At 62.4% G+C, this 25,325-nt stretch carries 26 protein-coding genes and 1 pseudogene; 13 read left to right on the forward strand and 14 right to left on the reverse strand.

The features are described 5' to 3' along the window. Positions 1-13: 13 nt before the first annotated feature. Positions 14-2,497, reverse strand: coding sequence for an FtsX-like permease family protein (locus tag QM716_RS28915; protein WP_283307676.1), 2,484 nt, complete (start codon positions 2,495-2,497; stop codon positions 14-16). Beyond that, positions 2,497-3,279: an ABC transporter ATP-binding protein gene (locus QM716_RS28920; protein WP_283307677.1), complete on the reverse strand. Its 783-nt coding sequence runs from the start codon at positions 3,277-3,279 to the stop codon at positions 2,497-2,499. Before QM716_RS28920 ends, QM716_RS28915 begins: the two co-directional genes overlap by 1 nt. A 109-nt stretch (positions 3,280-3,388) precedes the next feature. Here QM716_RS28920 and QM716_RS28925 point away from each other — a divergent pair, with 109 nt between their 5' ends. The 4 genes from QM716_RS28925 to murJ all read left to right on the forward strand — a co-directional run bounded on the left by QM716_RS28925 (position 3,389) and on the right by murJ (position 8,180). Then, on the forward strand, positions 3,389-4,627 hold the full coding sequence (locus QM716_RS28925) for a sensor histidine kinase (protein WP_283307678.1): 1,239 nt from the start codon (positions 3,389-3,391) through the stop codon (positions 4,625-4,627). Continuing rightward, positions 4,615-5,256 carry a response regulator transcription factor gene (locus tag QM716_RS28930; protein WP_283307679.1) on the forward strand — a complete coding sequence of 214 codons (642 nt, stop codon included), beginning with the start codon at positions 4,615-4,617 and terminating at the stop codon, positions 5,254-5,256. The genes QM716_RS28925 and QM716_RS28930 overlap by 13 nt, the downstream gene beginning before the upstream one ends. 161 nt (positions 5,257-5,417) lie before the next feature. Further along, entirely contained in the window at positions 5,418-6,446 is a 1,029-nt protein-coding gene (locus QM716_RS28935) for a beta-ketoacyl-ACP synthase III (RefSeq protein WP_283307680.1), read from the forward strand. Positions 6,447-6,563: 117 nt separating this feature from the next. After that, on the forward strand, positions 6,564-8,180 hold the full coding sequence (gene murJ, locus QM716_RS28940; protein WP_283307681.1) for a murein biosynthesis integral membrane protein MurJ: 1,617 nt from the start codon (positions 6,564-6,566) through the stop codon (positions 8,178-8,180). Here murJ and QM716_RS28945 read toward each other — a convergent pair. The 3 genes from QM716_RS28945 to QM716_RS28955 form a co-directional block, all read right to left on the reverse strand. Further along, positions 8,166-9,320: an alkaline phosphatase family protein gene (locus tag QM716_RS28945; RefSeq protein ID WP_283307682.1), complete on the reverse strand. Its 1,155-nt coding sequence runs from the start codon at positions 9,318-9,320 to the stop codon at positions 8,166-8,168. The two genes, murJ and QM716_RS28945, sit on opposite strands and share 15 nt — an antisense overlap. A gap of 148 nt (positions 9,321-9,468) precedes the next feature. Beyond that, on the reverse strand, positions 9,469-10,242 hold the full coding sequence (locus tag QM716_RS28950; RefSeq protein ID WP_283307683.1) for a VOC family protein: 774 nt from the start codon (positions 10,240-10,242) through the stop codon (positions 9,469-9,471). Between the two features lie 300 nt (positions 10,243-10,542). Beyond that, positions 10,543-11,490 carry an alpha/beta fold hydrolase gene (locus QM716_RS28955; RefSeq protein ID WP_283307684.1) on the reverse strand — a complete coding sequence of 316 codons (948 nt, stop codon included), beginning with the start codon at positions 11,488-11,490 and terminating at the stop codon, positions 10,543-10,545. A gap of 219 nt (positions 11,491-11,709) precedes the next feature. On the opposite strand from QM716_RS28955, the gene QM716_RS28960 reads away from it, so the two are divergent. After that, on the forward strand, positions 11,710-11,847 hold the full coding sequence (locus QM716_RS28960; RefSeq protein ID WP_283307685.1) for a hypothetical protein: 138 nt from the start codon (positions 11,710-11,712) through the stop codon (positions 11,845-11,847). Here the strand turns inward: QM716_RS28960 and QM716_RS28965 are convergent. Further along, positions 11,829-12,590, reverse strand: a complete 762-nt coding sequence (locus QM716_RS28965) for an SDR family NAD(P)-dependent oxidoreductase (RefSeq protein ID WP_283307686.1) — start codon at positions 12,588-12,590, stop codon at positions 11,829-11,831. The genes QM716_RS28960 and QM716_RS28965 overlap by 19 nt on opposite strands. A gap of 207 nt (positions 12,591-12,797) precedes the next feature. Here QM716_RS28965 and QM716_RS28970 point away from each other — a divergent pair, with 207 nt between their 5' ends. Then, on the forward strand, positions 12,798-12,926 hold the full coding sequence (locus QM716_RS28970) for a hypothetical protein (RefSeq protein WP_007734598.1): 129 nt from the start codon (positions 12,798-12,800) through the stop codon (positions 12,924-12,926). Between the two features lie 140 nt (positions 12,927-13,066). Here QM716_RS28970 and QM716_RS28975 read toward each other — a convergent pair whose 3' ends face one another. Beyond that, the gene (locus QM716_RS28975; protein ID WP_283307687.1) at positions 13,067-13,483 is read right to left on the reverse strand and encodes a hypothetical protein; all 417 of its coding nucleotides are present in this window, start codon (positions 13,481-13,483) and stop codon (positions 13,067-13,069) included. 160 nt (positions 13,484-13,643) lie between these two features. On the opposite strand from QM716_RS28975, the gene QM716_RS28980 reads away from it, so the two are divergent. Then, positions 13,644-14,879 carry a cytochrome P450 gene (locus QM716_RS28980; protein WP_283307688.1) on the forward strand — a complete coding sequence of 412 codons (1,236 nt, stop codon included), beginning with the start codon at positions 13,644-13,646 and terminating at the stop codon, positions 14,877-14,879. Then, a complete protein-coding gene (locus QM716_RS28985) occupies positions 14,876-15,439 on the forward strand; it encodes a TetR/AcrR family transcriptional regulator (protein ID WP_283307689.1) in 564 nt (187 codons plus the stop codon). The genes QM716_RS28980 and QM716_RS28985 overlap by 4 nt, the downstream gene beginning before the upstream one ends. A 118-nt stretch (positions 15,440-15,557) precedes the next feature. Here QM716_RS28985 and QM716_RS28990 read toward each other — a convergent pair whose 3' ends face one another. From QM716_RS28990 to QM716_RS29000, 3 genes are read right to left on the reverse strand one after another with little or no spacing between them, the layout of a single operon-like run. Further along, complete coding sequence (locus tag QM716_RS28990) at positions 15,558-16,178, reverse strand: L-threonylcarbamoyladenylate synthase (RefSeq protein ID WP_019747165.1); 621 nt, start codon at positions 16,176-16,178, stop codon at positions 15,558-15,560. Between the two features lie 26 nt (positions 16,179-16,204). After that, positions 16,205-16,630, reverse strand: coding sequence for a MerR family transcriptional regulator (locus tag QM716_RS28995; protein ID WP_283307690.1), 426 nt, complete (start codon positions 16,628-16,630; stop codon positions 16,205-16,207). A 35-nt stretch (positions 16,631-16,665) separates the two neighbouring features. Next, the gene (locus QM716_RS29000) at positions 16,666-18,165 is read right to left on the reverse strand and encodes a SulP family inorganic anion transporter (protein WP_283307691.1); all 1,500 of its coding nucleotides are present in this window, start codon (positions 18,163-18,165) and stop codon (positions 16,666-16,668) included. Between the two features lie 284 nt (positions 18,166-18,449). On the opposite strand from QM716_RS29000, the gene QM716_RS29005 reads away from it, so the two are divergent. Further along, entirely contained in the window at positions 18,450-19,088 is a 639-nt protein-coding gene (locus tag QM716_RS29005; RefSeq protein ID WP_283307692.1) for a cysteine peptidase family C39 domain-containing protein, read from the forward strand. A gap of 305 nt (positions 19,089-19,393) precedes the next feature. Then, positions 19,394-19,564 (forward strand): hypothetical protein, encoded by a 171-nt coding sequence (locus QM716_RS29010; protein WP_283307693.1) that lies wholly within the window; start codon positions 19,394-19,396, stop codon positions 19,562-19,564. A gap of 45 nt (positions 19,565-19,609) precedes the next feature. Here the strand turns inward: QM716_RS29010 and QM716_RS29015 are convergent. The 3 genes and pseudogenes from QM716_RS29015 to QM716_RS29025 form a co-directional block, all read right to left on the reverse strand. Beyond that, a pseudogene (locus QM716_RS29015) lies at positions 19,610-20,353 on the reverse strand (HNH endonuclease family protein); the annotation flags it as partial. A 78-nt stretch (positions 20,354-20,431) separates the two neighbouring features. Then, positions 20,432-20,797 (reverse strand): pyridoxamine 5'-phosphate oxidase family protein, encoded by a 366-nt coding sequence (locus tag QM716_RS29020; protein ID WP_283307694.1) that lies wholly within the window; start codon positions 20,795-20,797, stop codon positions 20,432-20,434. A gap of 112 nt (positions 20,798-20,909) precedes the next feature. Beyond that, complete coding sequence (locus tag QM716_RS29025; RefSeq protein ID WP_283307695.1) at positions 20,910-21,278, reverse strand: hypothetical protein; 369 nt, start codon at positions 21,276-21,278, stop codon at positions 20,910-20,912. Positions 21,279-21,982: 704 nt separating this feature from the next. Between QM716_RS29025 and QM716_RS29030 the strand changes: the two genes are divergently transcribed. After that, a complete protein-coding gene (locus QM716_RS29030) occupies positions 21,983-22,453 on the forward strand; it encodes a hypothetical protein (protein ID WP_283307696.1) in 471 nt (156 codons plus the stop codon). Between the two features lie 7 nt (positions 22,454-22,460). Here QM716_RS29030 and QM716_RS29035 read toward each other — a convergent pair whose 3' ends face one another. Further along, positions 22,461-23,384, reverse strand: coding sequence for a DUF2797 domain-containing protein (locus QM716_RS29035; RefSeq protein ID WP_283307697.1), 924 nt, complete (start codon positions 23,382-23,384; stop codon positions 22,461-22,463). Between the two features lie 69 nt (positions 23,385-23,453). Between QM716_RS29035 and QM716_RS29040 the strand changes: the two genes are divergently transcribed. Together QM716_RS29040 and QM716_RS29045 are read left to right on the forward strand one after the other, a co-directional pair. After that, complete coding sequence (locus QM716_RS29040; RefSeq protein ID WP_283307698.1) at positions 23,454-24,065, forward strand: hypothetical protein; 612 nt, start codon at positions 23,454-23,456, stop codon at positions 24,063-24,065. A gap of 45 nt (positions 24,066-24,110) precedes the next feature. Further along, a complete protein-coding gene (locus QM716_RS29045; protein ID WP_283307699.1) occupies positions 24,111-25,247 on the forward strand; it encodes a GIY-YIG nuclease family protein in 1,137 nt (378 codons plus the stop codon). The last annotated feature ends 78 nt before the right edge of the window (positions 25,248-25,325 follow it).

Genomic DNA, 25,325 nt, shown 5'->3' on the forward strand with positions numbered 1-25,325 from the left:
ACGGTAGTGGCACTCAGTTCTTGCGGACACCGTCCATCGGGTTCTTGCGCAGGGCGGCGCGAGTCGGGATCGCGATGGAGACAAACCCGAGAACAGCGGTCACGGCGACGATGGAACCGTAGATCACCGGTGAGATCGCCGGGATCGGCTGCCCGGACACCGCCACGGCGATGCCCATCAGCGGCGGCAGGGCGATCAGCGATCCGACCACGACGGCGATTCCCACCACCATCAACGATTCGATGCGCATCATCGCTCGGACCTGCTTCGTTCGCGAACCCACCAGCTGCAGGAGCGCGAACTCGCGGGAACGCTCGGCCGTGGCGGCGACCAGAGTGTTCACGACGGCGACGGCCAGATAACCGAGCAGGACGAGGACGGCGAGGATGCTGACCCACGACTGCATACGCCGCTGATCTTCGCCTGCGGCCCCGAACTGGTCCTGGTTCATCGCGGCGATCGACGGGAAGGACTGCAACGACTGCTGAACTTCAGCCGACCGTCCGGGTTCGGCAGTAACCAGAACGGTGTCGATCAGGGCGTCGGTGGAGTGCTGACGCAAAGTCTCGATCGGCATGGTCACGTCCCCGAATCCGAGGCCGCGACCGTATTTTGCGACGACCATCGGATGCACCAGTGTTCCGTCACCCAGATAGAGGTCGACGCGCTGGCCAACCTTGGCCCCGAGTGTGAAGGCGCCGTCTTCGCTCACGGCAAGGGTATCGCCGGTCAGAGCGCTCAGGTCGCCTTCGGTCACCGCGAGATCGAGGGTCGCGTCGGCACTGGCGGCGTCGATGCCCTGGGCCGCGATCGCACTGTCGGCTGAGCCGCCTTCCTCACCACTCGGTACCGGTAAGACCTGGCTACGCACCACGGGGTTGGCCGCACTCACACCGGGCACCGCTGCAATCGAGTCGAGGAGCGAGGGAGCGATACCGGCCGGAGCGCCGACGATCAGGTCTGCGGTGACGCCTTTGATCGACTGGTTGGTCGCCTCGGCTGCGACGGTGCTCTGACTGAAGAACTGCACCGAGCCCAGTGCGATTGCGAGAGCCAAGGGAACAACGGCCGACGAGAGTCGCCTCGAGTTGGATTCGGCGTTGGCGGCAGCGAGAACCTTCGACGCCGAGCGGCTACGGCGCAGCGGGCCGCCGAGGACCTTGATGATGCCGCGCACCAGCAACGGGCCGAGCAGCGCGACCGAGAAGATCAACAACAGTGCGCTCGAACCGGCTCCGGCGGCTGCCACGCTGCCGGGCAGGAAGGCTGGGAGGATGCACGCGCTGAGGCCGGCGGCGCCGAAGATCAGCCCGGTGATGATGCGTCCGCGGCCCAGTTTCGCCGGGCCGCTTTCGGATTCGCGGAGTGCCTCGACGGGGTCGAGCTTTGCCGGCCGACGGGCAGCGATCGCAGCTGCCGCGCGGGCAGTGAGTACGCAGATCAGGAATGCCGCGATCGCCGGAAGGGGGCTGTACGCCAACGCGAAATCTGTGGGCATGACCCCGGCATCGGCGAACTGTGCGCCCAGAACTCGGGCGAGCAGGTATCCGGGCACCGCGCCGAGGGCCGCAGCAGCTGCAGCAACGAGCAGCACTTCGCGCCCGATCATGACGTGGACTTGCCGAGAGGTGGCTCCGATTGCCCGTAGCAGAGCGAACTCTCGGCGCCTGGCGTTGATCGAGAGTGACAGCGTGCTGGAAACGACGAACATGCTGACCATCAATGCAAGACCCGCAAACGAGGCGCAGAGCACGATCAACTGAGTCCGCGCAGCACCGGCGTCGAGGAATTCGATGCCTCCGCGTGCGGTGCCGGTCGAGACCTCGGCGCCGGTCCCAGCGAGTGCGTCGCGAGCGAGAGCGGCGGCATTCACGCCTTCGGGAGCGATCAATCCGACTGCGGTGACCGAGTTCTGGTGCGGCCACAACCGGTCGGCCTCTTCGTCGTCGAGGAAGACCAGTGCGGGACGGTCGGGCGACGGCACCGAAGACGAATCTGCTGTGCCGACGACGGTGTATTCGTCCACCATGCCGCCATGAGCCAGCGTGATTCGCTGGCCGAGCGCGGCGCCGGTGGTCGAGACCACCTCGTCGCGGCTCTGCGGAGCGCGGCCCTCGGCGAGCGAGTACGGCGCCAATTGTGCTGTGTTCCAAGGATGTGCGTCGAGTACGACGCCCTCAGCGGTGCTGACGGGGACGGAGATGTCGGGAACCACCGTGACATCGAGTGCCTCGAGCTTGCGGACCGCATCACCGTCGAGGAGAACTCGCTCGGCAAAAGGCTGATCGGCGTCTTCCGTGACGACGAGTGCCTGCGGCGCGCTGACTACGGCGTCGGCACCAGCGTAGAGATGCGGTGAGACTCCGCCTCGCACTCCTGATTCCAGCAGTACACCCAAACCACAGGTGAGGAGAGCCGCGCAGAACACGGAGACGAACACGGCGACGAATCCGGAGCGGTGCGCTTTCAGATGGGCAAAAGTGTGCGCTTTCATCATCACCAGTCCCCGAGGTGTGTCATGCGTTCGGCGATCTGCTGCGGCGTCGGGCGGTCGATGTGTCCGACCAGTTTCCCGTCGGCGAGGAACAGCACGCGATCGGCGTACGACGCGGCCACCGGATCGTGCGTGACCATGACGATGGTCTGGTCGAACTCGGCGGCAGTCCGGCGCAGCAACTCGAGAACCTGCTTGGCGCTGCGGGAGTCGAGGGCGCCTGTCGGTTCGTCGGCAAAGAGTGCGTCGGGGTGGGTGACGAGGGCGCGCGCGATGGCGACGCGTTGCTGCTGGCCGCCGGACAGTTCGGAGGGCTTGCGCTTTCGGTGCGATCCGAGCCCGACGGATTCGAGGACGAAGGTCAGGTACTGCTTGTCGGCTCGTCGTCCGGCGAGGAGTAGGGGGAGCGTGACGTTCTGCTCGACGTCGAGAGCGCCGAGCAGGTTGTAGGCCTGGAAGACGAAACCGATGTGGTCGCGCCGGAAGATGCTGCGAGCCTTCGGCTTCAGCTGTGAGATCTCGGTGTCTCCCAGCCACACCGATCCGCTGCTCGGTCGGTCGAGGCCCGCGGCGCAGTGCAGGAAAGTGCTCTTACCTGATCCGGACGGGCCCATCACGGCGGTGAAGGTGCTGCGCGGCAGAGTGAGGCTGATGTTGTCGAGGGCGGTCACGGCGCCGCGGCCGTTGCCGTAGACCTTACTGACGCCTTCGAGTCGCACGGCAGATGTTCGAGCGGCCGTGGCACCAGGAGCCGGCGAGGTGAGGACCGAGTGTCGATTCTTCATGGGAAGAACGCTATGGAGATTCGGCATTCGTCGACATCCAGCAGAGTCCCGAATCAATGGTGTAGCCAGCTGTAGTGGATCGTGCGGTGCGGTGCGGCATGCTGGGGCAGTGAAGAAGAGAACCAGGGCTGCGGTGTACGTGCTCGTCGAGGGTGCGGCAGCTGTGGTCTCTTTGTTCTTGTTGATGGTCGGTCTCATTCTGTTGTCGCTCTCGATTTTGATCGTCGGCTGGTTGCTGTTGCCGTCGTACGTGAGAGTGCTCCGGTGGTGGGCCGGCCTGGCTCGCAAGCGCACTGCTGCGTACACCGGGCGCCCTGTTCTGCAGCGATATCCGCCGATGCCGAGCAATCCGACATTCGGGGACTGGCGCCGGTTCCTCACCGATCAGTCGACGAGGCGCGACGCGGCCTGGTTGTCGATTCATGGTCTGGGTGCTTTCGTCGCGGCGATGCTGACAATTGCGCTGCCACTCGGTGCACTCAATGCGATTGCCGTCCCGCTGTACTGGCAGCAGATGCCCGCGGGCGAACCCGTCAACAACCCGTACCCCGTGACGTCGTGGTTGGGCGCTGCGGGAATGCCGTTGATCGGCATCCTGTACTTCCTGATCGCGTGGTGGTTGATCCCCGCGATGGCGAAGTGGATCAGCTGGTCTACCACGACTTTGCTTGCGCCGGACACGCGTTCGGACCTCTCGAAGCGCGTCACCGCCCTGACGGCCAGCCGAGCTGCGGCGCTGGACGCGCATTCGGCCGAACTCAAGCGCATCGAGCGCGATCTGCATGACGGCGCGCAGAACCGTCTGGTCGCGGTGGTGATGATGCTGGGAATGGCGGAGCGGTCGTTGCAGATCAACCCGGACCAGGCTCTGCCACAACTGCATCGGGCGCAAGATGCTGCAACGGAGGCGTTGAGTGAACTCCGGACGTTGGTGCACGACATCTATCCGCCGATCCTCGACGAGCTCGGTCTCGAGGGCGCGATCTCCGCGCTCGCCGGTCGCTCCAGCGTGCCCTGTGTGCTCGAGATCGACGATCTCCGCCGTGCCCCGGCCGCCGTCGAGGCTGCCGCGTATTTTGTCGTCGCGGAGGCTCTGACCAACGTCGCAAAACACAGCGGAGCGCACAGCGTCACCGTCACTGCAAGGACGGAGACGTCCACCGACTCGTTGGGTGAGACGATGCTCATCGACGTGATCGACGACGGTCACGGCGGCGCGAACGAACGGCCGGGCGGCGGCGTGGCGGGCATCCGGCGCCGGGTCGAGGCTTTCGAAGGAACCGCCGCACTGGAGAGCCCGGAGGGTGGACCGACAACGATGAGGGTGGAACTACCGTGCGGATTCTGATTGCCGAAGACGACGCTCTCCTGCGCGAAGGGCTGGCACTGCTGCTTCGCGGAGAGGGATTCGAGGTGTCTGCCGTCTCCGATGCCACACAGTTCCTTGCGGTGTTCGAGGAGACCGCCCCCGACGCCGCGGTGCTCGATGTCCGGATGCCTCCTACTTTCACCAACGAGGGACTTCGAGCGGCGATCGAGGTGCGCAAGCTTCGCCCGGGCTTTCCCGTCCTCGTCCTTTCTGCGTACGTCGAGGATCGCTACGCCGGTGAATTGTTGGCAGGCGGCGCCGGTGGCGTCGGCTACCTGCTCAAGGAACGGGTCGGCAAGGTAGCCGAGTTCGTCGACGCGTTGAACCGGGTCGTCGACGGCGGAACCGTGATGGATCCCGAGGTCGTATCCCAACTGATGAGCCGTCGACGCGCCGACGATCCGATCAGATCACTGACCCCACGCGAGTCCGAGGTCCTCGGACTGATGGCAGAGGGGCTGGGAAATCAGGAAATCGCCAGGAAATTGGTCGTCAGCGACACTGCTGTGAGCAAGCACATAGGAAATATCTTCGCGAAACTCGGCCTGTCGGCTTCCGAAAGTGGGCATCGTCGTGTTTTGGCAGTTCTAGCTCATTTGCGCGCCTGATCGAGGATCTGGACTACATACCTGACCGAAGCGTAATGTGAGCCAGCCTCATGTTGTTGCCGTGACCGAACGGTGACCTGAGAGGCAGTGGCCCATGTCCACTACGTAACGTGTGATGTCGAATGCGCGTCATCACCAGAAACCAACGAGGAGATCGATCAATGGGTAAGCCGATTGCCAGTGTGGCCGGAGGTCGGCAGTCCGTCCTTCTCGGGCTCGGCGTTCACCGCCCGGAGCGAGTCGTCACCAACGACGAGATCTGCGAGCTGATCGATTCCACCGACGAGTGGATCCAGACACGATCGGGTATCAAGTCGCGCCGCTTCTCCGGCGAAGGTGAAGGCATCCTCGCCATGTCGATCAGCGCTGCCCGTAAAGCACTCGATGTCAGCGGCATTGCGCCCGAGCAGATCGGCGCCGTGATCATTGCGACGTCGACATGGGACTTGCAGACTCCTCAGGCCGCATCCATCGTTGCCCATGAGCTCGGTATCAAGGGTCCGGCTGCATTCGACATCGCAGCAGGTTGCGCCGGTTTCTGTACCGCCCTGGCAGTCGCCAGCGACCTCGTTCGCGGTGGCACCGTAGATCACGTTCTCGTCGTCGGCGTCGAGTTGATGAGCGAGGCCACCGAGCCCACCGATCGCAGCGTTCGCTTCATCTTCGGTGACGGCGCCGGCGCAGTTGTCGTCGGACCGAGCGATACCGTCGGAATCGGCCCGGTCGAATGGGGTTCGGACGGCAGCCAGTCCGATGCCATCGTTCAGGAGCCGAGCTGGCTCGACTACACCAAGAACCCGACCGGACCTCGGCCGTGGATCAAGATGGCCGGTACCGCGGTGTTCCGCTGGGCCGCCTTCGAGATGGGCAAGGTCGCCACTCGCACCCTGGAGAAGTCGGGTCTGGGTATCGAGGACATCGACGCTTTTGTGCCGCACCAGGCAAACCAGCGCATCAACGAGGTAATCGCTCGCAGCATGAAGCTGCCCGAGGGATTTCCGGTCTCCAACGACATCGCCGAGACGGGCAATACGTCCGCCGCGTCGATCCCGCTCGCCATGGAGCAGATGCTGCGCGACGGCCAGTGCAAGGCGGGCGACAAGGCCTTGCTTCTCGCCTTCGGTGCCGGTCTGTCCTTCGCCGGTCAGGTTGTCGTCATGCCGCCGTTGGCTGGGGCAGAATCAGCCTGATCTTCACTCGTACTTACTGAGCGCCTCGAACTTCGGTTCGGGGCGCTCCCTCGTTAGCAGGAGGGCAGTCGTTTCCGGGCCGGCTCGTTGAGCACTGCGATGTGGCACCCTGGCGAGATGGTCGAGAGTGTGGGGGAGTCCGAACGTACGGGTGAGACGGGCGGCAGCTTGGCAAAGATGGGCGGACAAGTGGCGCTCGCCAGCACGGTCAGCCGGATCACCGGCTTCGTCCGCACCCTTGCCCTTGCCGCCGTTCTGGGGATTGCCCTGGTCAGTGATGCGTACAACGCGGCCAACAGCTTCCCGAACATGGTCTATCAGCTTCTCCTCGGCGGGATTCTCGCCAGTGTCCTGCTGCCGTATCTGACACGGCAACGACGCCGTGGGCGGACGCTCGAACGAGAGCAGACGCAGCGCGTCCTCACCGTGGGAGCGCTTGCTCTTGCTCTCGTGACGGCAGTGGCCGTGGCGTGCGCGCCACCGCTGGTCTCGGCCGTGATCGATGATCCGGCTCAACGCGAGCTCACGACGCTCTTCGCGTACTTGCTTCTGCCGGAGATCTTCTTCTACGGCGTCACGGCGATGATGACGGCTGTGCTCAGTGTTCGATCGGTCTTCGGCGCGCCGGCCTGGGCGCCGGTGATCAACAACGTCGTCCTTCTGGTGACGGTCGCAGTCTTCCTGTGCATCCCGGGTCCGGTGGCTCTGACTCCCGAGTCGATGACAATGGCACAGGTTCTGGTGATCGGTATCGGCACTCTGCTCGGGATCGTGGCGCAAACCGCCGTAGTTGCTTGTGCGCTGCACCGCAACGGGTTTCGGTGGCGCCTTCGCGTGCGGTTCGTCCCGCACACCTGGCGCCCGGTGCGCGTCGGGGCGCCATTGCTCGGATGGGTTCTGGTGTACGTCGTTGCCGGGCAGATCGGGGTGTGGGTGACGATGAAGGTGACGCTCTCACGGCACGTCTACTCGATGTACACACACGCGGATCTGCTGTTTCAAGTGGCATACGGAATTCTCGGAGTGTCTCTGTTGACGGTACTGATGCCGCGAATTGCCAGGTCAGTTGCCACGGGGGATGACGTAGGCGTCGTAGCCGATCTCGGCCGGGGAGCGAGGTATTCGGTGGTGGCTCTGATCCCGGTCACGGTGGCACTCATGGTGTTCGGCCCCTCGTTGACCACCCTGATCTTCTTCGGCCGGGTAGACGGCAGCAGTGCCCGTTTGATCGGGACGGCCGTTGCCGTCAGTGCATTCGGGCTGGTTCCCTTTGCGATGGTCATGCTTCAGCTTCGAGTGTTCTACGCCGACAACAATACTCGAACTCCCGCGGTGATTGCCGTTGTGATGATGGTTGCCAAGACGGCGCTCGTTCTTCTCGCGTCCCTGTCGGCGAGTGATGAAACGCTGATCCTGGCCGTCTGTGCGGCCGGCTCGTTCTCCTACGTGTGCGGAGCTGTGCTCGGCCATGTCCTGCTTCGAAAGCGATATGGGCTGTTGGGATTCCGTCGCGTGCAGGCCACCGTCGGGAGGATTACGGCGGCGGCAGTTCTGGCAGGAGGTTGTGCGCTCGCTCTGGTTGTGGTGGTTCAGAATCGAGTGCCCGAGCCCAGGCTTGCTGCTGCTGTTTCATTGTCGGCGGGTGCAGCGGTTGGTGCCATTGTCTTGTTGGGCGCGTGCAAGGTGGTCGGTGTTACCGAGATTCACCGGGCCCGAGCCCTACTGTTGTCCTGAGGACAAGAGCGGTACCAGCAGTTCGTCCGGGGTCAGGGCGCCGTGCTGCCCACGGAGGCCGGACAGTCCCGATTCGACAGATCGACGTACGACGGCTACGTCCCCGGAGGCAATGGCGATGACATCACCGATCCGCCCGTGATACTCGGAATGCACTGCGGGCCCGAACAATCCCGCGACTATGCCTTCAGATCTCGTCCCGATCCACATGCGATCACCCAGTTCGGCGCGCCAGCGGTCCGCAACATCTTGTGCAGCGCCTTCTCTTGTGTGGATGTGCCGACAACGCGGTTCACCGGCAAGGGCGAGTACGTCTTCGGACAGAATCGGGGTGTTGTCGAAGTCGATCTTGTTCTCGTCCAACACGTCGACCATTCCGTGGTCAGCCGTAACCAGCAATCTCACGTCCGGACCGAGAGCGGCGGCGAGTTGTTCGACCAGTCGATCGACAAGCATCAGTTGGAATGTCCACGGTTCGGACTCGGGGCCGTAGACGTGGCCCAGCGCATCGATCTCACTGATGTAGCAGTACGTGAAAGTCCGGTCGGCAGATTTCGACGCCGCCACGGTGCGAGCGAGGAGGTCTCCGTACGCCTGGATTCCGGCGAACTGGGCACCGCGCATCCCGGCCCGGGTGAGGCCGCTGCCGTCGAATTTGGACGGAACGACGGTGGTGACGGTGATGCCGGCGGCCGCGGCACGATCGAAGGTCGTGGCCTGCGGCTGCAGGGTCTCCGGGACAATGGAGTCGGTCTGAGAATCCTTCTTGCCCGCGCTGTGCCAGCCCAGCCAGTTGAACACCGAATCGGCTTCTTCGACGTAGGACTGGTAGCCGGTGATGCCGTGCGCTCCCGAAGGCAGACCGGTCCCCAACGAGACGATGCTGGTGGCCGTCGTCGTGGGGAAACCTGCCCGTATGGGCGTTCCGACGAGCGAATTCAGGAATGGTGCATGTTCGGCGTTGCGGGCGAGCAAATTCGCGCCCATCCCGTCTACCAGCAGAATGACGGTCTTTTTGCTGGGCTGCAGATCGAGACGGTTCGCTTCGCCGCTCACTCCGAGGGAAGCGAGTACCGACGGCGCAAGCGTCGACAGTGTCGGCTGCGAGTACACATCGAGGAGAGGGGCGGGGGCGGGCATCCCATGAGATTAGGCGTTGGACACAGAAAACTGCATACCTTCTGGGCGAGTGTTCAAATCTGTGCTTTTCAAAGCCGGCGTCCATATACGTGTTTTCCCACGATCGGTGCGCAGAGACCGCGGACCGGTGCGGCCTCTGCGCGGAGATTCATTCCGTGATCGTGGAGATCTGGAACTTGGCACCGAGAGGATCTGCAACCGACGCGAGACGGCCGAAGGGCGTGTCTTCCGGATCGCGCAAAACGCTGCCGCCGAATTCGACGACCTTCGCGACTGCAGCATCCGTGTCGTCCGCCCCGAAGTACACCTGCCAGAACGACGGCACCTCCGCCGGGAGGAACGAGCTGGCATCCATCAAACCGGCGACGACGGTGTCGCCCTGTTTGGCCTGTGAGTACCGGAACTCGTCGCTGTCGCCGATGGACTCGTAAGTCCAGCCGAACACATCGGTGTAGAACGGCAGAACCGCGGCGTAGTTCTTGGACAATGTCTCGTGCCACACCGGTGCGCCGGCCTCGCCCACCAGCCCGAAACCATTGTGCTGATCTGCCTGCCAGATACCGACGACGGCACCGGCCGGATCGCCCACGATCGCCATGCTGCCCTGAGGACCGACCTGCATCGACGGCATCATGATCATGCCGCCCGCGGCTTCGGCCTTGGACGCTGACCCTGCCGCATCAGCAGAGGAGATGTAGGTGGTCCAGACGTCGCCGTACGGGCTTCCCTCCTGCTGGGGGCCGAGCCCGGCGATGGGCTGCCCGTCTTTGCTGAAGATCGCGTAGCCGCCGTACTGCGGGTCGTCGTTTGTGTCAGCCTGCCAACCGAACACGTTGGTGTAGAAGGATTTGGCAACCGCGGTGTCGGAGCTGGTGAGGTCGATCCAACAGGGTGTTCCGTCGAGCGCTGTACGTGCGGGCATCTGACAATTCTCCTTTACCGAAACGGATACACAAGCAAGGACGCAGAGCGGGCTGGCCGAGGAAGGCACGAATTTCACGCTACGCGCGTACCCCGACACATTCCCAGGACTTGAGCTTTGGTGTGTTTGACCGCTTTACGTTCACCGGTGCGCCGAACCTGCCAATGTGATCTTCGGCGGCTGGTTTCCGACACCGTCGAGTGCCACTGAATCGTCCTGGATACGCCGAAGTTGATGGGGCACTTGCTCGATCGGCAAGGCCGTTCCACCGGTGTGGTGCCGGTACGGGTCAGCTCGTGATCAACCCCGTGCGATCAATCCGGTCCGATCGAGCCACGCGAGCGCATGGCGTGAGAACACGTCCGGAATCTCCAACTGAGGGGTGTGGCCGGTGTCGCCCAGAATGATGGTGGTCCAGTGTGGATGCGCGGCAGCGGCCGCCCGTGCGGCCTCGACCGGGACAAGCCGATCGCGGTCGCCGTGGATCAGGAGCGTCGGAGTCCTGATCTCTCGCAGGGTCTTTCGATACGAGGCCGGACGGGCGAGGGTCATCAACAGTGACCGTGCTGCCTGGAGGAACTCGGCATCCTGAGTGGGTTCGTTGCGGCGAATCGCCGTCAAAGCGGCGCCCGCGTCGAGGACCGCGGGGTCTGCTCGCGTCGGATCGGCAAAACACAATCTGGTCATCTGTGCGGCCAACTGCCGGTCGGACATCTTCCGGCGCCCGAAGCCGAGAACCTGTTCACCGACGTACGGCATCGAGTAGAGCGCAAATTGCGCCGCGACGGTCAGGTCGGGAAGTTGGACCGGCAGGGGGAGCGCCGGATCCACCAGGACCAGGCCGGCCACTGATTCGGGACTGGCGTGGGTCGACATTGCCGAGACCATTCCGCCCATCGAATTGCCGAACAGGACGGCAGGCTCACCCACCACTGTGTCGAGAAAGCGATTCAGGAGCGCCGCGTTGGCATCGACGCCGGTATGCCGCCCACCGGCAGAGGTGAGTCCGAATCCGGCGAGATCCAATGCATACACGCGCGTGCGTGCCGCCAGTGCTGGTGCCACCCGTACCCAGTTCAGGTGTGAGCCGCCCAGTCCGTGAACGAGCACGATGGGCGGTGCTCCGCTGGGACCACCGAAGTCGATCCAGTGAACATCACCGCCGATATCGGTGATGTTGCTTGTCCCACCCCACGGGCGCGTGAGGGTGCTTCCGTCGGCAAGTTGGGCCGAAACAGCGGATTCCATACCTGACAGGATGCACCGAGGCGTCGTCGTAGTCACGCACTCGTCCCGGTTCGGGATCCGAAATTGTGTGCTCGATCACGGATTTTCGAGAAGCTCACGAAACGGTCAAAACGGAATTTAACTGGTGCCAAGCACTTTTCACGGTTGCCATCGATTTCCCGCGGCCGCAGTACGCGTCCGGACGATGTCGGTTCGGGCATACTGAAAACCATGTGGTGGATGGTCGGGCTCATAGTGCTGGCCGCGTTGGTTTTGGCATCCGTTGTGGTCGGTTTCGTTTTCCGCCGCCCGATCGCCGAAGACAAGTCGGCGGTGCTTGCCTTCGACGACGCCACCTCTCAGCCCCAGCGCGACTGACCACCGTCGAGCGGAATTGTTGCTCCGGTCAGATAAGCGGCATCCGGGCCGACCAGGAAAGCCACCGCAGTGCCGATGTCCGTTTCGCAGTCTCCGATCCTCCGCAGCGGAATCCCGGCAACAAAAGCTGCAGCCTCTTCCGGGCGCGCTTCTGCCCAACGCTGTAACCCGGGTGACGACGCGTGTGGGGCCACCGCGTTGACACGGATCCCGTCGACGCCCCATTCGCACGCTGCTGCGCGGCTGAGGGCTCGGACGGATTCCTTCACCGCGGCATATCCGCCGTAGCCGGCAGCGTCCCAGCGGACGGCCACGGAACTGACCATGTTGATGATCGCCCCGCCGCCGCGGTCCTTCATGAACGGGTAGCAGGCTTGCATGGTTCGCAGCGTCGCGACGGGGCCGGACATCAGTCCGTCGGCAAGGCGCTCCGGAGTGAGGTCGAGGATGTTGCCGAGCGGGTTGAGGCTGGCGTTGTTGATCAGGATGTCGACGCTGCCGAACAGTTCCACCGTTCGCACCACGGCGCCGGTGATGGATTCCGCATCCGCGATGTCCACGAGCACCGGTTCAGCGCGGCCGCCACGTTCGGTGACCTCGTTACATGTGACGACGAGTTTCGACTCAGTGCGGCCCGCGACCGCGACAGAAGCGCCCTCCTTGGCGAGCGCCAACGCAACTCCCTGGCCGACGCCTTGCCCTGCGCCAGTGATCAGGGCCACTTTTCCATCCAACTTGCCCACTGCTGTTCTCCTGCTCGTCATTCAACGGTTCCCGAAGCGTTGTCCGAATCGCGCATTGTTACTCGTGGGTTCCCGCTGGATGAGATGTGAGTTACGTCCCACTCGGCGGTGCCGCTTCAAATTTCGGCTGTCTTACGTATATTGTGAGCGCCGTTACACACCGGACGCGCGGAACGCGTACACACATTCCATGATGAGGAGTTAGACATGGGTTCTTCGGACGCAGACCTGGCATTGATCAAGCAGATTCAGCCGGTTATCACGGGTGTTGCTGGCCTGATCTCGGGTATCGGCGCAATCGTCGGACTGGGCGTTGCCCTGCAGTCCTTCAGCTGATCTGTCGCTGAGCTGATCCTCCGGCCCGCATTCTGAAGGCATCGCCTTCGTGGACGCGGGCCGGAGGTTTATCTGCGCATGAATACCTGTGCCTTGCAGGCACATTCATTTTTGTGATAGGTCGATTGTCGCCGGAATGTCTACGCCTTCTTCGTAGACCTGGGGTCCGAAGTTCGGCATCGGGTGTAGTCGAGTGTCGCTTCCGAACCGCGGTAGTGGCGGAAGTAGTAAAGCGATCTGTCCGGCCGGACCAAGGTGTCGGGTTCGGTTGTCTTCCAGGCCCAGTGGACGTCTGCGCGCAGAATCGCCGACAGTCCGAGTATGTTCTTGCAGCCGTGGCTTTGTAGCCCAAGGTATTTCAGTGCCTCGACGTCTCGCAGTTGACCGTCGCGCGTCCACCTGGATTCGTAGACCAGCCCATCGAGAACAATGCGGTGCGAACCCGCCTGAGGAACGCCGCCGAGTAGTGCCTCCCAGTCCAATCCTGGTGCGTGTTGGAGGTATTCGTCCGCGTCGATGAATGCTGCCCAGGTGACGGTGTCGCGGTATAGGGACACGTAATCGACGTAGGCCTCTGCTCTTCGGGTGGTTCTTCGGATCGTGATCACTCGACACGCGATAGTGTGCTGCGCGTATGAGAGTTACTCGATGTTGGTCGTAAAAACAGTTGATCATAAAAACGTTGACACATTCGACTATTTGTCTCATAGTCGAGTCATGACAACATCTGTGTCACATTCGCCACGGTTCGTTCCTTCCAGCGGGGAGTCCTGGCGTTCGCCGTGGGCAATGTACGACGCATTGCGCGAGAACGACCCTGTTCACAATGTTGTGCCGGAGGCTGCGCCGCAGGACGACTACTGGGTGCTCACCCGTCACGGAGACGTCTACAACGCTGCCCGCGATTACGAGACATATTCGTCGGCAAAGGGATTGACCACTGTCTACGGTGAACTCGAGCAGATCGGGATGCAGGACAATCCGCCGTTCGTGATGCAGGATCCGCCCGCGCAGTCGGAGTTTCGGCGCATGGTGTCGAAGGGATTCACCCCGCGTCAGGTATCGGCAGTCGAGCCGATGGTCCGCGAATTTGTCGTCGAGCGTATCGAAGCGTTGAAAGCGCGTGGCAGCGGCGACCTCGTCGTCGAGCTCTTCAAGCCGTTGCCGTCGATGGTTGTCGCGCACTATCTGGGCGTGCCGGAAGCGGACCGTGATCAGTTCGACGGCTGGACCGAGGCCATTGTTGCCGCCAACTCGGCCGGTGGTGTGGCCGCAGCAGCGACGACGGCGCAGGCCGCCACCGGTGAGTTGATGATGTACTTCGCGTCGCTGATCGAACGCCGCAAGGTCGAACCAGGTGACGACACGATTTCGCATCTACTCGCCGCAGGGCTCGGTGAAGAAGGCGACATGTCCGGCCTGCTGTCGATTCTCGGCTTCGCCTTCACCATGGTGGCCGGGGGAAACGACACGACAACAGGAATGTTGGGCGGCTCGGTGGCGATGCTGACCGAACGCCTCGACCAGCGTCAGATCCTGGTGGACGGTCCGGCATTGATTACCGACGCAGTCGATGAACTGCTTCGACTCACCTCGCCGGTCCAAGGTCTGGCACGCACCACGACGCGCGATGTGGCCTTGGGTGGCAAAGTGATTCCGGCGGGACGTAAAGTTCTGCTCATGTACGGTGCGGCCAATCGTGATCCTGAAAAGTACGGACCCGACGCGGCGGAGTTGGACGTCTTGCGTCGACCGCAGAAGATTCTCACCTTCAGTCACGGAGCCCACCATTGTCTGGGAGCATCGGCAGCTCGAATGCAGGCACGAGTTGCGTTGGAAGAGTTGCTTTCCCGGATTCCTGACTTCCATGTCGACATCGACGCGATGCAATACGCGCCGGGCAACTACGTGCGCCGTCCACTCACGGCTCCGATGTCGGTGACTCGGCCGTGAGCAACGACTGGCTCGGTGAGGGTCGTGCCTTGGCTGCAGCCGAGAAGATCCTCGACAGCGCGGCACAATTGTTCGTCGAGAAAGGCGTCAACGCCGTCGGTATGGCGGAGATAGCCTCTGCTGCAGGATGTTCCCGGGCCACCTTGTATCGGTACTTCGAGAATCGGCAGGCTCTTCACATCGCATTCGTTCACCGCGAAGCTCGCAGGCTGGGAACTGCGATCGCGGAATCGGTAGCGACCATCGATGATCCGAGCGAACGTCTCGAAACGGCGATGCTCACTGCAGTGTCCGCGGTGCGCAGCACTCCGACGTTGGCTGCATGGTTCACTCCGGGTGATGCGAGTCTTGCAGGTGAACTTGCCAATTCATCCGACGTAATCAACGGACTGGGCGTCGCGATGCTCGGTGAACTCGGAGCAGGCACAGCGTCGCGGGCACGCTGGATCGTGCGAGTGATCCTCTCGCTACTCATGGTGCCGGGGGCGGACGAGAACGACGAGCGGACGTTGGTGCGTGAGTTCGTCGCTGCGCTGTTGATCGCTGGAAGGACCGCCTGATCATCCCTTCCGGGTGATACGCGAGGGTTGCGTGGGGATCGAGGACAATTCCGCTCCTCTTCCATCGATACGTGGCTCGGCAAACGTCCACCCCGAAACGCGAAGCTGACCTGGACGGTCACTCGAAACGGGAGGGATCTCCGGCTCCGACGCGCACGATCTCGGGAGCACCGGACGAATAGTCGACCACCGTGGTGGGTTCGGTACCGCAGTCGCCCGAGTCGATGACCGCGTCGAGCTGGTGGTCGAGTTCTTCCTTGATCTGCCAGCCGTCCGTCATCGGCTCCTCGGCGCCGGGCAGCAGAAGGGTGCTGGAGAGGATCGGCTCACCCAACTCCTGCAGGAGCGCACGCACTACCGGGTGGCTGGGGATGCGCACCCCGACGGTCTTCTTCTTGGCGTGTGCCAGCCGCCGCGGAACTTCCTTCGTGGCGGGAAGGATGAACGTGTATTGGCCCGGGGTGGCCGCTTTCACCGCGCGGAACGCCGAGTTGGTGACGTGGACGAAGTGCCCGAGCTGCGCGAAGTCGGCACAGACGAGCGTGAAGTGGTGATCCGACCGCAGATGACGGATCTCGCGGATTCGATCGGTGCCCGAGTGATTGTCCATTCGGGCGCCCAAGGCGTAGCAGGAATCGGTGGGGTAGGCGATGACCGCGTCGTTGCGCAGCATTTCGACGATCTGGCTGATCGCGCGCGGCTGCGGGTTTTCGGGATGTACGTCGAAGTATCGGGCCATCAACTCAGCTTAGTTCAGCCGGCAGATCACGAATGCCGTTCACCGTTCAGACTGTGGTCGGCGAGCAATCCCGTCAGTTCTTCGGCGTAGGCGAGTTGCTTACGTAAGTGTATGCAGCTTTCTTCCGCTCGGGTATGGCAGGCAGTGACGAATTCGGTTGCACCGGTTCGCCTTGACACGTTCGAAGCTTCGTCACCGAGCACTGCCAGAGAATCGAGGAGTTGTTTCATTTCTTCGAGACTGAATCCGAGCGGCTTCATTCGTCGGATAACCAGTAGCCGCTGGACGTCGGCCTCGGTGTACAGGCGGAAACCCCCCGCGCTCCGCTCGGACGGGGTCACCAGACCGACCTCGTCGTAATGACGGATCGTCTTGATCGACAGTTCGGTGCGCTCGGCAACCTGACCGATCTGCATGTTCTGCCCCTGGCCCGCATGTTCCGGCTCAGACATCACTCCCACTTTCGTCGCGCTCGGCCTCCATCCTCTCAGTGACCGTCGCCCAGACGACCGGACAGGCGCAGATGGCGCTCGGCCGACGCACCGTCGAGGCCCACGATCTCGACCTTCTTGCCTCTGGCCGCGTACTTGGTGGTGATTGCGTCCAGGGTCGCGACGGTCGACGCGTCCCAGATATGAGACTCGGAGAGATCGATGACAACGTTCTTCGGGTCGCCGGCGTAGTCGAACTGGTAGATCAGATCGTTGCTCGATGCGAAGAACAACTCGCCTCGAACCGCATAGACACGGGTGTCCTCGTCCGGATGCGCTACGTCGACAACCTCGGTGAGGTGCGCGACGCGGCGGGCGAAGATCACCATCGCGGTGATCACTCCGACGATCACGCCGTAGGCAAGATTATGGGTCGCGACAGTGACGGACACCGTGACCAGCATGACCACTGTTTCGCCGATCGGCATGCGGCGCAGTGTCTTCGGATTGATGCTGTGCCAATCGAAAGTGCCGACCGAGACCATGATCATGACGGCCACCAATGCGGCCATCGGAATCAACGCCACGACATCGCCCAGGCCGACCACGAGTATCAGCAGGAACACGCCTGCAAGGAAGGTCGAGATCCGAGTGCGAGCGCCGGAGACCTTCACGTTGATCATGGTCTGGCCGATCATCGCACACCCTCCCATGCCTCCGAAGAAGCCGGTGACGATGTTCGCGACGCCTTGGCCCCACCCTTCTCGGGTCTTGTTCGAGTGGGTATCCGTGACGTCGTCGACGAGCTTGGCCGTCATCAACGATTCGAGGAGTCCGACGAGCGCCATGGCCAATGCGTACGGAGCAATGATCGACAGTGTGTGCATTTCCAGAGGGACGTCGGGGAACAGTAGCGTCGGCAGGCTCGACGGAAGTTCGCCCTCGTCGCCGACGTCGGGAACGTCGAAAGCGAAAACGACTGTGGCGGCGGTCAGTAGCACGATTGCCACCAGTGGAGCCGGGACCGCGTTCGTCAGTTTCGGCAAGAACACGAGGATCAGGAGGGCGACGGCCAGGAGTGGGTAGACGAGCCACGGAACATCGATCAGGTGGGGGATTTGGGCGATGAAGATCAAGATGGCCAGTGCGTTGACGAATCCCACCATGACGCTGCGCGGGATGAAGCGCATCAACTTTGCGACGCCGAGGAGGCTCAACACGATCTGGAGGAGGCCGGCCAGGAGGACTGTCGCGATCAGGTAGTCGATTCCGTACTCGCGCGTGAGCGGAGCGACGACCAGTGCGACGGCGCCAGTGGCCGCGGAGATCATGGCAGGTCGTCCGCCGACGACGGCGATGGTCACAGCCATCGTGAACGACGCGAACAGTCCCACCCGCGGATCCACACCGGCGATGATCGAGAACGAGATCGCTTCGGGGATCAATGCCAATGCCACGACCAGTCCGGCCAACACTTCGGTTTTGAGTCGGCGAGGTGACCGAAGCGCGGCCCTTACCGAGTTGTCGTTGGTGGATGAAGCGGTGGTTACTGCCATGAGATTCCGTCCTGACGAGGTTCTCAGACTCTACCCTCCCGTAAGGGTAGAGTGTGGACGGAAATTTGGCGGTGATGCGAATGGACGTCGAATTCTATTTCGCTGCAATGAATCTCGATTGTTTCGATTGGCCAGGAGTTACAGTTCGGCAGCAAACGTCAAACAGGTTGTTCCGAGAGGACGGGTTCACTCGGAGGCTGAGTCATCTCGGCAGGCTGGGAACGTCGACGTTTCGGCTCGAAATACGGGTGTGTGATCGAATGCTGGAGTGACAGGTTCGAATCGTGCCGAGTAGCCGAAACGCCGGCGTTCCCTATTTTTCGCAATGGGAGTCTCCTGAGCTTGTCGACGACATTCTGTCGGGCCGGATCCGAACGGAAGACGATCCGGCCTGGTCTGCATCCGGCGCAAGTACTCCGGAGGACTACGCATTTTGGTCGTGGCGTGGATGCGGGATCGCCTGCCTTCGAATGATATTGGCGCATTCTGGAGTCGCGCCGCCACCGGCAATGATCCTCATGCGTGAACTGGAAACTGCGGGTGCATACCGGCGAGACGGTGATCGGGTTGCCGGAATGATCTACCAGCCGTTCGTCGACTACCTCTCGACACAATCATGGGGCCTCGAGGCAACTTCCGTCGCTCCACTACCTTTGGATCAACTCAGCGATCACATGACCGCACCGGACAGTTTCGCCATGGTGTCCGTGCATGCTTCGATTCGTGATGCGGAATCGGGTACGCCCCCGCCGAGTCGGATCGGCGGTCACCTCGTTCTGGTCACCGATTGCACCGACGAAGGCGTGACGTTTCACAACCCCTCCGGTAGGACGAAGGAAACGCAATCCGGTGTATCGATGGGATGGGAGACGTTCGATCGGTATTTCGCGGAGCGCGGGATACTTCTGACCGCGCATGGATGAGGTCGAGGGTCTCGAACGCTCGGCACGCCGATGTCGTCGTTCGTCTCGAGTTTCCGACCACTCGTCGCATCAGTCCATGACCAGGGACTTTAGCCCTCGGTAATTACCTACCACTCGGTATATTCTGTCAAGGGACGGACTTCGTGAACCGATGTGAGTTGGCTCCGGGGGACGTGCCGGCCTCGCAGGACCGCCCGCAAAGTCAGCCCGGTGAGGCCACCAGAAGTTCGCGCATTTCGACAGATTGCCGCTGGGTCCGTCCGCTACGAGGGGAGCGGACGTACCTGACGGTACGAGAGAGTGCCATGCCTGAACGTGGTCAAAGCAAAGTAGACGCGGGGATCATCGCCGCTGTCGCGGTCATTACCGGTGTGTTCGTCGCCGTGACCGGTCACGGTCTGGTTGCAGCGCTGGCCACCGTGTTGGGCCTCGCGCTCGGAATGGCGATTGTGCGGTATCTGATCAAGGGTCGCTGATCAAAGGTCTCTGATAAATGGCCGCTGATCACTGCGAAAGTCTCAGCAGGTCGCGAGAATGTCGGCGATAGTGTCGTGTTCGGCTTGGGTGACCCACAAACCGTATGCCGCTTTGACTTCCACTTGAGCAGTCACGTACTGGCAGCGGTAGGCCTTGTTGGGTGGCAGCCACGACGCTGCGTCGGAATCTGACTTCTTCTGGTTTGTGGGTCCGTCGACAGCGCGCAGGTTTCGAGGGTCGTTGGCGAGATTGGTTCGCGTCTGCGTATCGAGCTGCTGTGCGCCCTTCTGCCAGGCGTCCGAGAGTGCGACAACATGGTCGATCTGGACTGCAGAAGACGTGTCCTGGCCGCGGGTGAACGCGATGGTCTTGTTCGTGTACGGGTCACGGAGCGTGCCGGTTTGGACCGAGCAGCTTTTGGAGCCGTCCTTGAATGTCAGGTCGGTGAGGTCGCGGCGCAGGATGTCGTTGCGCGTATCGCAGCCGTTGTGGCCGAACTCGACGGTGACGTCGTCCGTCCAGGCCGTACCGAACAGGGCGCGGTCGTATCCGGTCTTGGGTGCGCGTCCCTTGATCGGGATCTGCGCCAGCAGTTCAATTGCGGCGGACGACGGCGTCGAGGCGCCGGCCACTACCGTCGTCGTTACGCCGGATCCGATTCCTGAACCGAGAGAGGACGTTTCGGGTGCTGCGGCCTTCGAATTGGCGCAACCTCCCAGCACGATCACGGCAGCGATGCCGATGGTGACGCCGGTGATGCCGCGCCTGTGATGTGCCGTGCGTGCCATGTGCGAGAGTCCATTTCTTCGAGAGATGAACTACAAGTATGTCATTCACGACATTTCGGGCTGAACCGGCACCTCCCGTCAGTTCGGTCGAAGTAGCCACCGCTTCACCGGGACCGAGACCAGAACTCGCGGTCCGTCGCTGGTTTCGTCCTCGGCGTCCCAGCCGTTGTACTTCTTGCCGAAAAGTCGCAGGAGATCACCGAACTCGTCGACGTTGTGATGAATTGTTGCGAGACCCTGTGCGACCCACGGGTCGCGTGTGGAGCCGTCGACCGCCAAAGAGACCCGAGGATCGTTCAGCAGGTTCCGAACCTTCCGATTCTTTTCGGCGCTCGGAATCCAGAATGTGTTCTGACGCAGCAAGAACCAGACCGGAGTCGTGTGCGGTGAGCCGTCAGTTCGAAGAGTGGTCAACCACACGCAAGGAGTGTCCGCGATAGTCACCGTCTCAGTATCGGTGCCCGCACGTCGTACACAAATCGATGATGCGGAACGAACAAGGCCCGGGTATCGCCGTGCGGCGATCTCCGGGCCTTGTCGGGGAGGGGTGGAAGCTTCAGATCTCGATCTTGGGGGTCTGTTCGCCCAGCTTGTGGCGAGCGAGTGCCAGGTTCGCACGTGCGCGGTCGAGGACGAGGTACACGAACAGAGTCGACAGTCCAGGGGTCTCGAGGACACGAATGAGGTGGTACTGGCCGCTCAGGGTGATCAGAATGTCTTCGAGAGTGTCGGTAATTCCCAAGTTACTCATCGTGCGGAGCTTTGCTCGCACAACCTCGGAGTTGCCGGCTCCGGCGTACTCGAGGCTGAATGACGGGTTGCCGCTCATGCCGAGAACCATTCCGCTGTCGGCGTCGACGACGGCTACACCGCTGGCACCGTCGATGCGCATCAATTCGCCGAGGATTTTGTCGATGTTGCTCATTGCTTCTCCTTGGTTGGGCAGAGCCGCGCGGGGCGACTCCAGGTGATGCTTCGGTGGTGAAGTCATCGGTACTTTTCGAGGTGGAATCGTTGGTTGCGGCGTCGGGAATGGGCCGGGCGGCAACTGTTCAGCTTGTGAGATTTGGGGACTTGTCTCGTTATGCGCGGATGAGCGGTCGTTCGACGACTCGAATTCGTCGATGCGCTCTGCGGGAAGCCAGCCGTCTCTGGGGGGTGCGTTGAGCGGCCATCTCGTGTCTGTCTCGTAGTCCGGGACCGGCGGCTGGAGTTGCGGATACACCGGCGCGGTCAGCGGACGCTTGTACGGAATCGGCTGACCGCCCGCGTCGGCGACGTTCGCGAACCAGGCGGCGTACCCGAGATCGCTTCGATCGAGGTTTTGCCCGCGATCGTCGTCATCCTCCCGGGAGCCTCGTCGACGAAAAAGTCCCACTCGTTCCAGCCCCTTAAAGACGAACTATTTCCGATCAGAGCGTTCAGGATGAACGCGGCAGACCGGACAATCCCACCCGTAGTTATTTTGCAGTTACGTCACCGTAGCATGGGTTCGCGAACGGGGCCTACAGTCCAATCCCGCAGTGGGGAGGGTGAGGCGCACGGATTCGACAGGCTGCTCGGTCGATTGTCGCTGATCGGCGACGCCGGTCCGTTCGAACGCCAGTCGCCCTCTGGCATCCTTGAGGGATGAAGAAAACGATCACCGGGTTCATCGGTGCCTGCTCGCTGGTGGCGCTGGTTGCCTGCGGTTCTGACGGAGACAAGCCGACCGAGGTCGGAACACTCACCTCCTCCGCTTCGGCGACCACCACTGCGACGCCGACGACGTCATCCGAGGCTCCGGCGACGTCGTCGGACATGGCTACCGAGGCACCGTCGGTCGACTCGAACGCCCCGGCTGAGGTCCCGTCGGATCCGAATGTGAGTTCGGCACTGCCACGGACTTACGCGCAAGCGTGCTCCGATGTTCTCCAGTACCTCGACGCATACCAGCCGGCGATCGACCAGTCGGGTGAGGAAATGGGCATGACGCGTGAATCATTGGCAAACGACATGCTGACCTCCATTCAGGCTTATCCCGAATGGTCGAGCTTGTCTGCCGACGAACAGGCCGAGGTCACTCGCGGATTCGCCGCAGCGACCGCGGGAAGTTGCTGACCTGCTTTCAGAACAACAATTCCTGAATCGCCACGCCAGGGGACTCGAACTCGCCGACGGTGATGGTTCGACCGACCAGTCCGGACACGTCCGCGGCAAAGCGTGGTGATTCAGGGTCGGTGTCGATCCGCAGCGATGCGATCGAACCGGCAAGACCCTCCAAATACAGGGAATGCTCCCCGGACTCGAAGGTGTGCGGATACGCGATCAACGGTGCCGCATCGAAGACCACGTCGGCGCACGCTGGCGCCGTCCATTCTTCGGGAGCTTCCAGGATCTCGATTCCGTCGATGTCCGACCCGATGTCATTCAGCTCATCTTTGACAGATGAAACGAAGTGGTGCAACGATTTTCGGAGTTTCTCGCGATCCAAAGATCCTGTCAGTGCTTCGATCTTCCGAGACGTACGTATGGCCTGACTCAAGTGGAACTGTTCCGAGACTCGGGCTTCGAGGGAACGGATGCTGTAACCGTCCGTCGACCGCGCTACGAACAATGCGCAGACCGCACCCTGTTCGGCGACTCGCGGATGCTTGCGGAACTCGGCCGCCGTCCCCACCTTCATCTGACCGCCGGCGAAGATGTCGACGTAGAGCCATTGCGGTTGCGTGAGATAGGTGCGCACGTTCGGATGAATGTGCGCACCGCTGACGTGGGCCTGATGAACGGTGGTGAACCCCTCACGATTTCGGCACCGATCGCATTGGCGTCCGGAAACGACGGTGGCCCCGCGGTCACACGGCGAGTGGCCTGGACCTTCGGCGGTGAGATCTCGCCACCCGAGGCAACGGCGGCCCTTCCCCTTGTCGACGGAGAATCGCAGTACCGAGTCGTGAGTGAAGAAGGTCGTAGCGGAAGTGGTGTCGTCGACGCATCGGATCCGCGGTGCTGTCGGGTTCGACCATTCGATTCCGCGAACGAGCAGGGTCATGATGAAGTGCCGATTCCTTCTGGACGAGGCGTCGTCGCGGTTGGCGCGGTAGTTCACAGGTCGGCACCCATGGTAGTCAGTACAAATGCGGTTCAGTGCAGTGGTTGTGCCCCGCGTTGTCCGAGCATCAGTGTCATCAGCCCGGATTCCTGGCATGACTTCGGCGTCGGTGTCGGGCGCAGCGGGTGCCGGGTGATGATGACCATCGCCTGTACCGCTCGCGGATGCTTCCATCCACCCCGTCGGCGTTCTACTGTTCGGTGGCACACCCGCCAGTCGGAGCCAACCGAGCATCACGCCGGTCTCGGTTCGCCGAACATCGTCGAACTGCAAGATCTAGCTGCCGATCCGGATTCGACTCTCGACGATCTTTTTCGCTTGCGGGTCGACCAGATCACAACCTCGATCGTCTTCGTGGAGGTCATCAAGCCGGTCTCCTTCGGCGACTCACGACTGAATTCGGCCGGCACACGATTGACGGATCTCCTCGAAGAACGCCTGGACCAGGCCCGCCGAACTGGGAAGATCCGTGAGTCCGTCACCGCTGAGGACGTAATCCTGGCGATCGCCATGTTTGCCGCGATCATGAAACGGACCGCCGAAAGCTCGCGAAAAGAAGTCGCACACTTTGCCTGGAACCTCCTTGTGCAGGGACTGGCCGGGTCGGCAGCAGCGGGCTGAGTCGCCTTCGCCTCGCGTCTCGAAGTGATCGCCTAGGCTCGTGCCATGGCTATTGTCTGGACAGTTCCTCGCGCTATCGGCTCCACCCTGCTCGTTGCTCCGTTGATCAAGGAGTTCCTTGTCGAGGGTGACGGCACCCTCGATGCAAAACTGACTGCGGTCGGTACGGTCTCTGCCTCTCTCGAGAAGCAAGTCGGCCGCACGTTCACCTCGATCAGCGCTGCTTCGGCGGCAATCTTTTCCGGTGCTGCCGGTTCCAGTAGCGTGCCCGACGCACTCCGTCTGGCCGTGATGCGCACTCTGTCCACCGAGGTCGTCGTCCGGAAGCCGGCTCCGCAGCCGTTTACCGAAAAGGTCGGGAAGAGGCTGGGGCAGTATGTCTTTGCCCTGCGCGACCCGCGCAACCACCAGGTATTCCAAGTCGGGCACGGCACGGGAAATCAGGTGTTCGCGCCGGTGTTCGAAGCGCTCGGTGAACTCGCGAATCTCGAAGGAGCGGCCGGGCCGGCCGAGTCGAATACTGCTGTGACTGCAGCCAAGATTGCTCGGATTCGCGAAATTTACGACGCGGGGTCGGCGGTAGAGCACTTCGTACTCCTCCGCTCGGTCTCCGCCGCCACCGATTCCGCCGCCACCACAGGAGAGGTCGTCCGCGGCATCGTGGAAGCCTTGCGGATCACCGACGCGGGAGACGGCCTGACCAACCTCGCTGGCGACACGTCGGACAAGGACACCCGTGCGACCCGCGTCGAGGAACTCGCCTTGCGGTACTCGGCTGATCCCGCGCCGGAACTCCCGACGCCGAGCATCGTCCTTCATGTACCGGCATCGGCTCGTCCGGGAGCGACGCCGGAAGAGATCTACGAACTCGCGCGTGCCGAGTGGTCTGCCGGGGCGGCTGTCCGCGCCGAGATCGGCATCCCGGTTCTGGTGTTTGCAGACAGCATCATTCGAGGTGCATTCCGCGCTCAGTCGTGGGAGGTGTCCACGCGCAACGCAGACGGAAGCCAACTGTGGCGGTTCAACGGAACCGTCGACGACGACCTTGCTGCCAAGTACGTCGGAACGGAAGTCACCCCGCACAACGTCGGCTTGAAGAAGTGGCCGGTCAGTGGTTGGGTCACGCGGTTGACTACCGCCCGTCCAGGTGCGGTTATGCCGGGACCTCGTAAGTCCAAGTAAGACAACAGTTCCAGGTAGAAGACACTGTGGGGGGGGGGGCGCGCGGGTGCCCCCCCCCACCCCAGTTGGCGGGCGGTC

Source organism: Rhodococcus sp. IEGM 1409, assembly GCF_030056735.1.
In the GTDB taxonomy this organism is placed as follows: domain Bacteria; phylum Actinomycetota; class Actinomycetes; order Mycobacteriales; family Mycobacteriaceae; genus Rhodococcus_F.

Excerpts from the sequence above, each read along its gene's own strand:
- QM716_RS28915 (WP_283307676.1), bottom strand. The coding sequence starts at position 2,497 with ATGATGAAAGCGCACACTTTTGCCCATCTGAAAGCGCACCGCTCCGGA.
- QM716_RS28920 (WP_283307677.1), bottom strand. The coding sequence starts at position 3,279 with ATGAAGAATCGACACTCGGTCCTCACCTCGCCGGCTCCTGGTGCCACG.
- QM716_RS28935 (WP_283307680.1), top strand. The coding sequence starts at position 5,418 with ATGGGTAAGCCGATTGCCAGTGTGGCCGGAGGTCGGCAGTCCGTCCTT.
- murJ (WP_283307681.1), top strand. The coding sequence starts at position 6,564 with ATGGTCGAGAGTGTGGGGGAGTCCGAACGTACGGGTGAGACGGGCGGC.
- QM716_RS28945 (WP_283307682.1), bottom strand. The coding sequence starts at position 9,320 with ATGCCCGCCCCCGCCCCTCTCCTCGATGTGTACTCGCAGCCGACACTG.
- QM716_RS28950 (WP_283307683.1), bottom strand. The coding sequence starts at position 10,242 with ATGCCCGCACGTACAGCGCTCGACGGAACACCCTGTTGGATCGACCTC.
- QM716_RS28955 (WP_283307684.1), bottom strand. The coding sequence starts at position 11,490 with ATGGAATCCGCTGTTTCGGCCCAACTTGCCGACGGAAGCACCCTCACG.
- QM716_RS28960 (WP_283307685.1), top strand. The coding sequence starts at position 11,710 with ATGGTCGGGCTCATAGTGCTGGCCGCGTTGGTTTTGGCATCCGTTGTG.
- QM716_RS28970 (WP_007734598.1), top strand. The coding sequence starts at position 12,798 with ATGGGTTCTTCGGACGCAGACCTGGCATTGATCAAGCAGATTCAGCCG.
- QM716_RS28980 (WP_283307688.1), top strand. The coding sequence starts at position 13,644 with ATGACAACATCTGTGTCACATTCGCCACGGTTCGTTCCTTCCAGCGGG.
- QM716_RS28990 (WP_019747165.1), bottom strand. The coding sequence starts at position 16,178 with ATGGCCCGATACTTCGACGTACATCCCGAAAACCCGCAGCCGCGCGCG.
- QM716_RS28995 (WP_283307690.1), bottom strand. The coding sequence starts at position 16,630 with ATGTCTGAGCCGGAACATGCGGGCCAGGGGCAGAACATGCAGATCGGT.
- QM716_RS29000 (WP_283307691.1), bottom strand. The coding sequence starts at position 18,165 with ATGGCAGTAACCACCGCTTCATCCACCAACGACAACTCGGTAAGGGCC.
- QM716_RS29010 (WP_283307693.1), top strand. The coding sequence starts at position 19,394 with ATGCCTGAACGTGGTCAAAGCAAAGTAGACGCGGGGATCATCGCCGCT.
- QM716_RS29025 (WP_283307695.1), bottom strand. The coding sequence starts at position 21,278 with ATGAGCAACATCGACAAAATCCTCGGCGAATTGATGCGCATCGACGGT.
- QM716_RS29030 (WP_283307696.1), top strand. The coding sequence starts at position 21,983 with ATGAAGAAAACGATCACCGGGTTCATCGGTGCCTGCTCGCTGGTGGCG.
- QM716_RS29035 (WP_283307697.1), bottom strand. The coding sequence starts at position 23,384 with ATGACCCTGCTCGTTCGCGGAATCGAATGGTCGAACCCGACAGCACCG.
- QM716_RS29040 (WP_283307698.1), top strand. The coding sequence starts at position 23,454 with ATGGTAGTCAGTACAAATGCGGTTCAGTGCAGTGGTTGTGCCCCGCGT.
- QM716_RS29045 (WP_283307699.1), top strand. The coding sequence starts at position 24,111 with ATGGCTATTGTCTGGACAGTTCCTCGCGCTATCGGCTCCACCCTGCTC.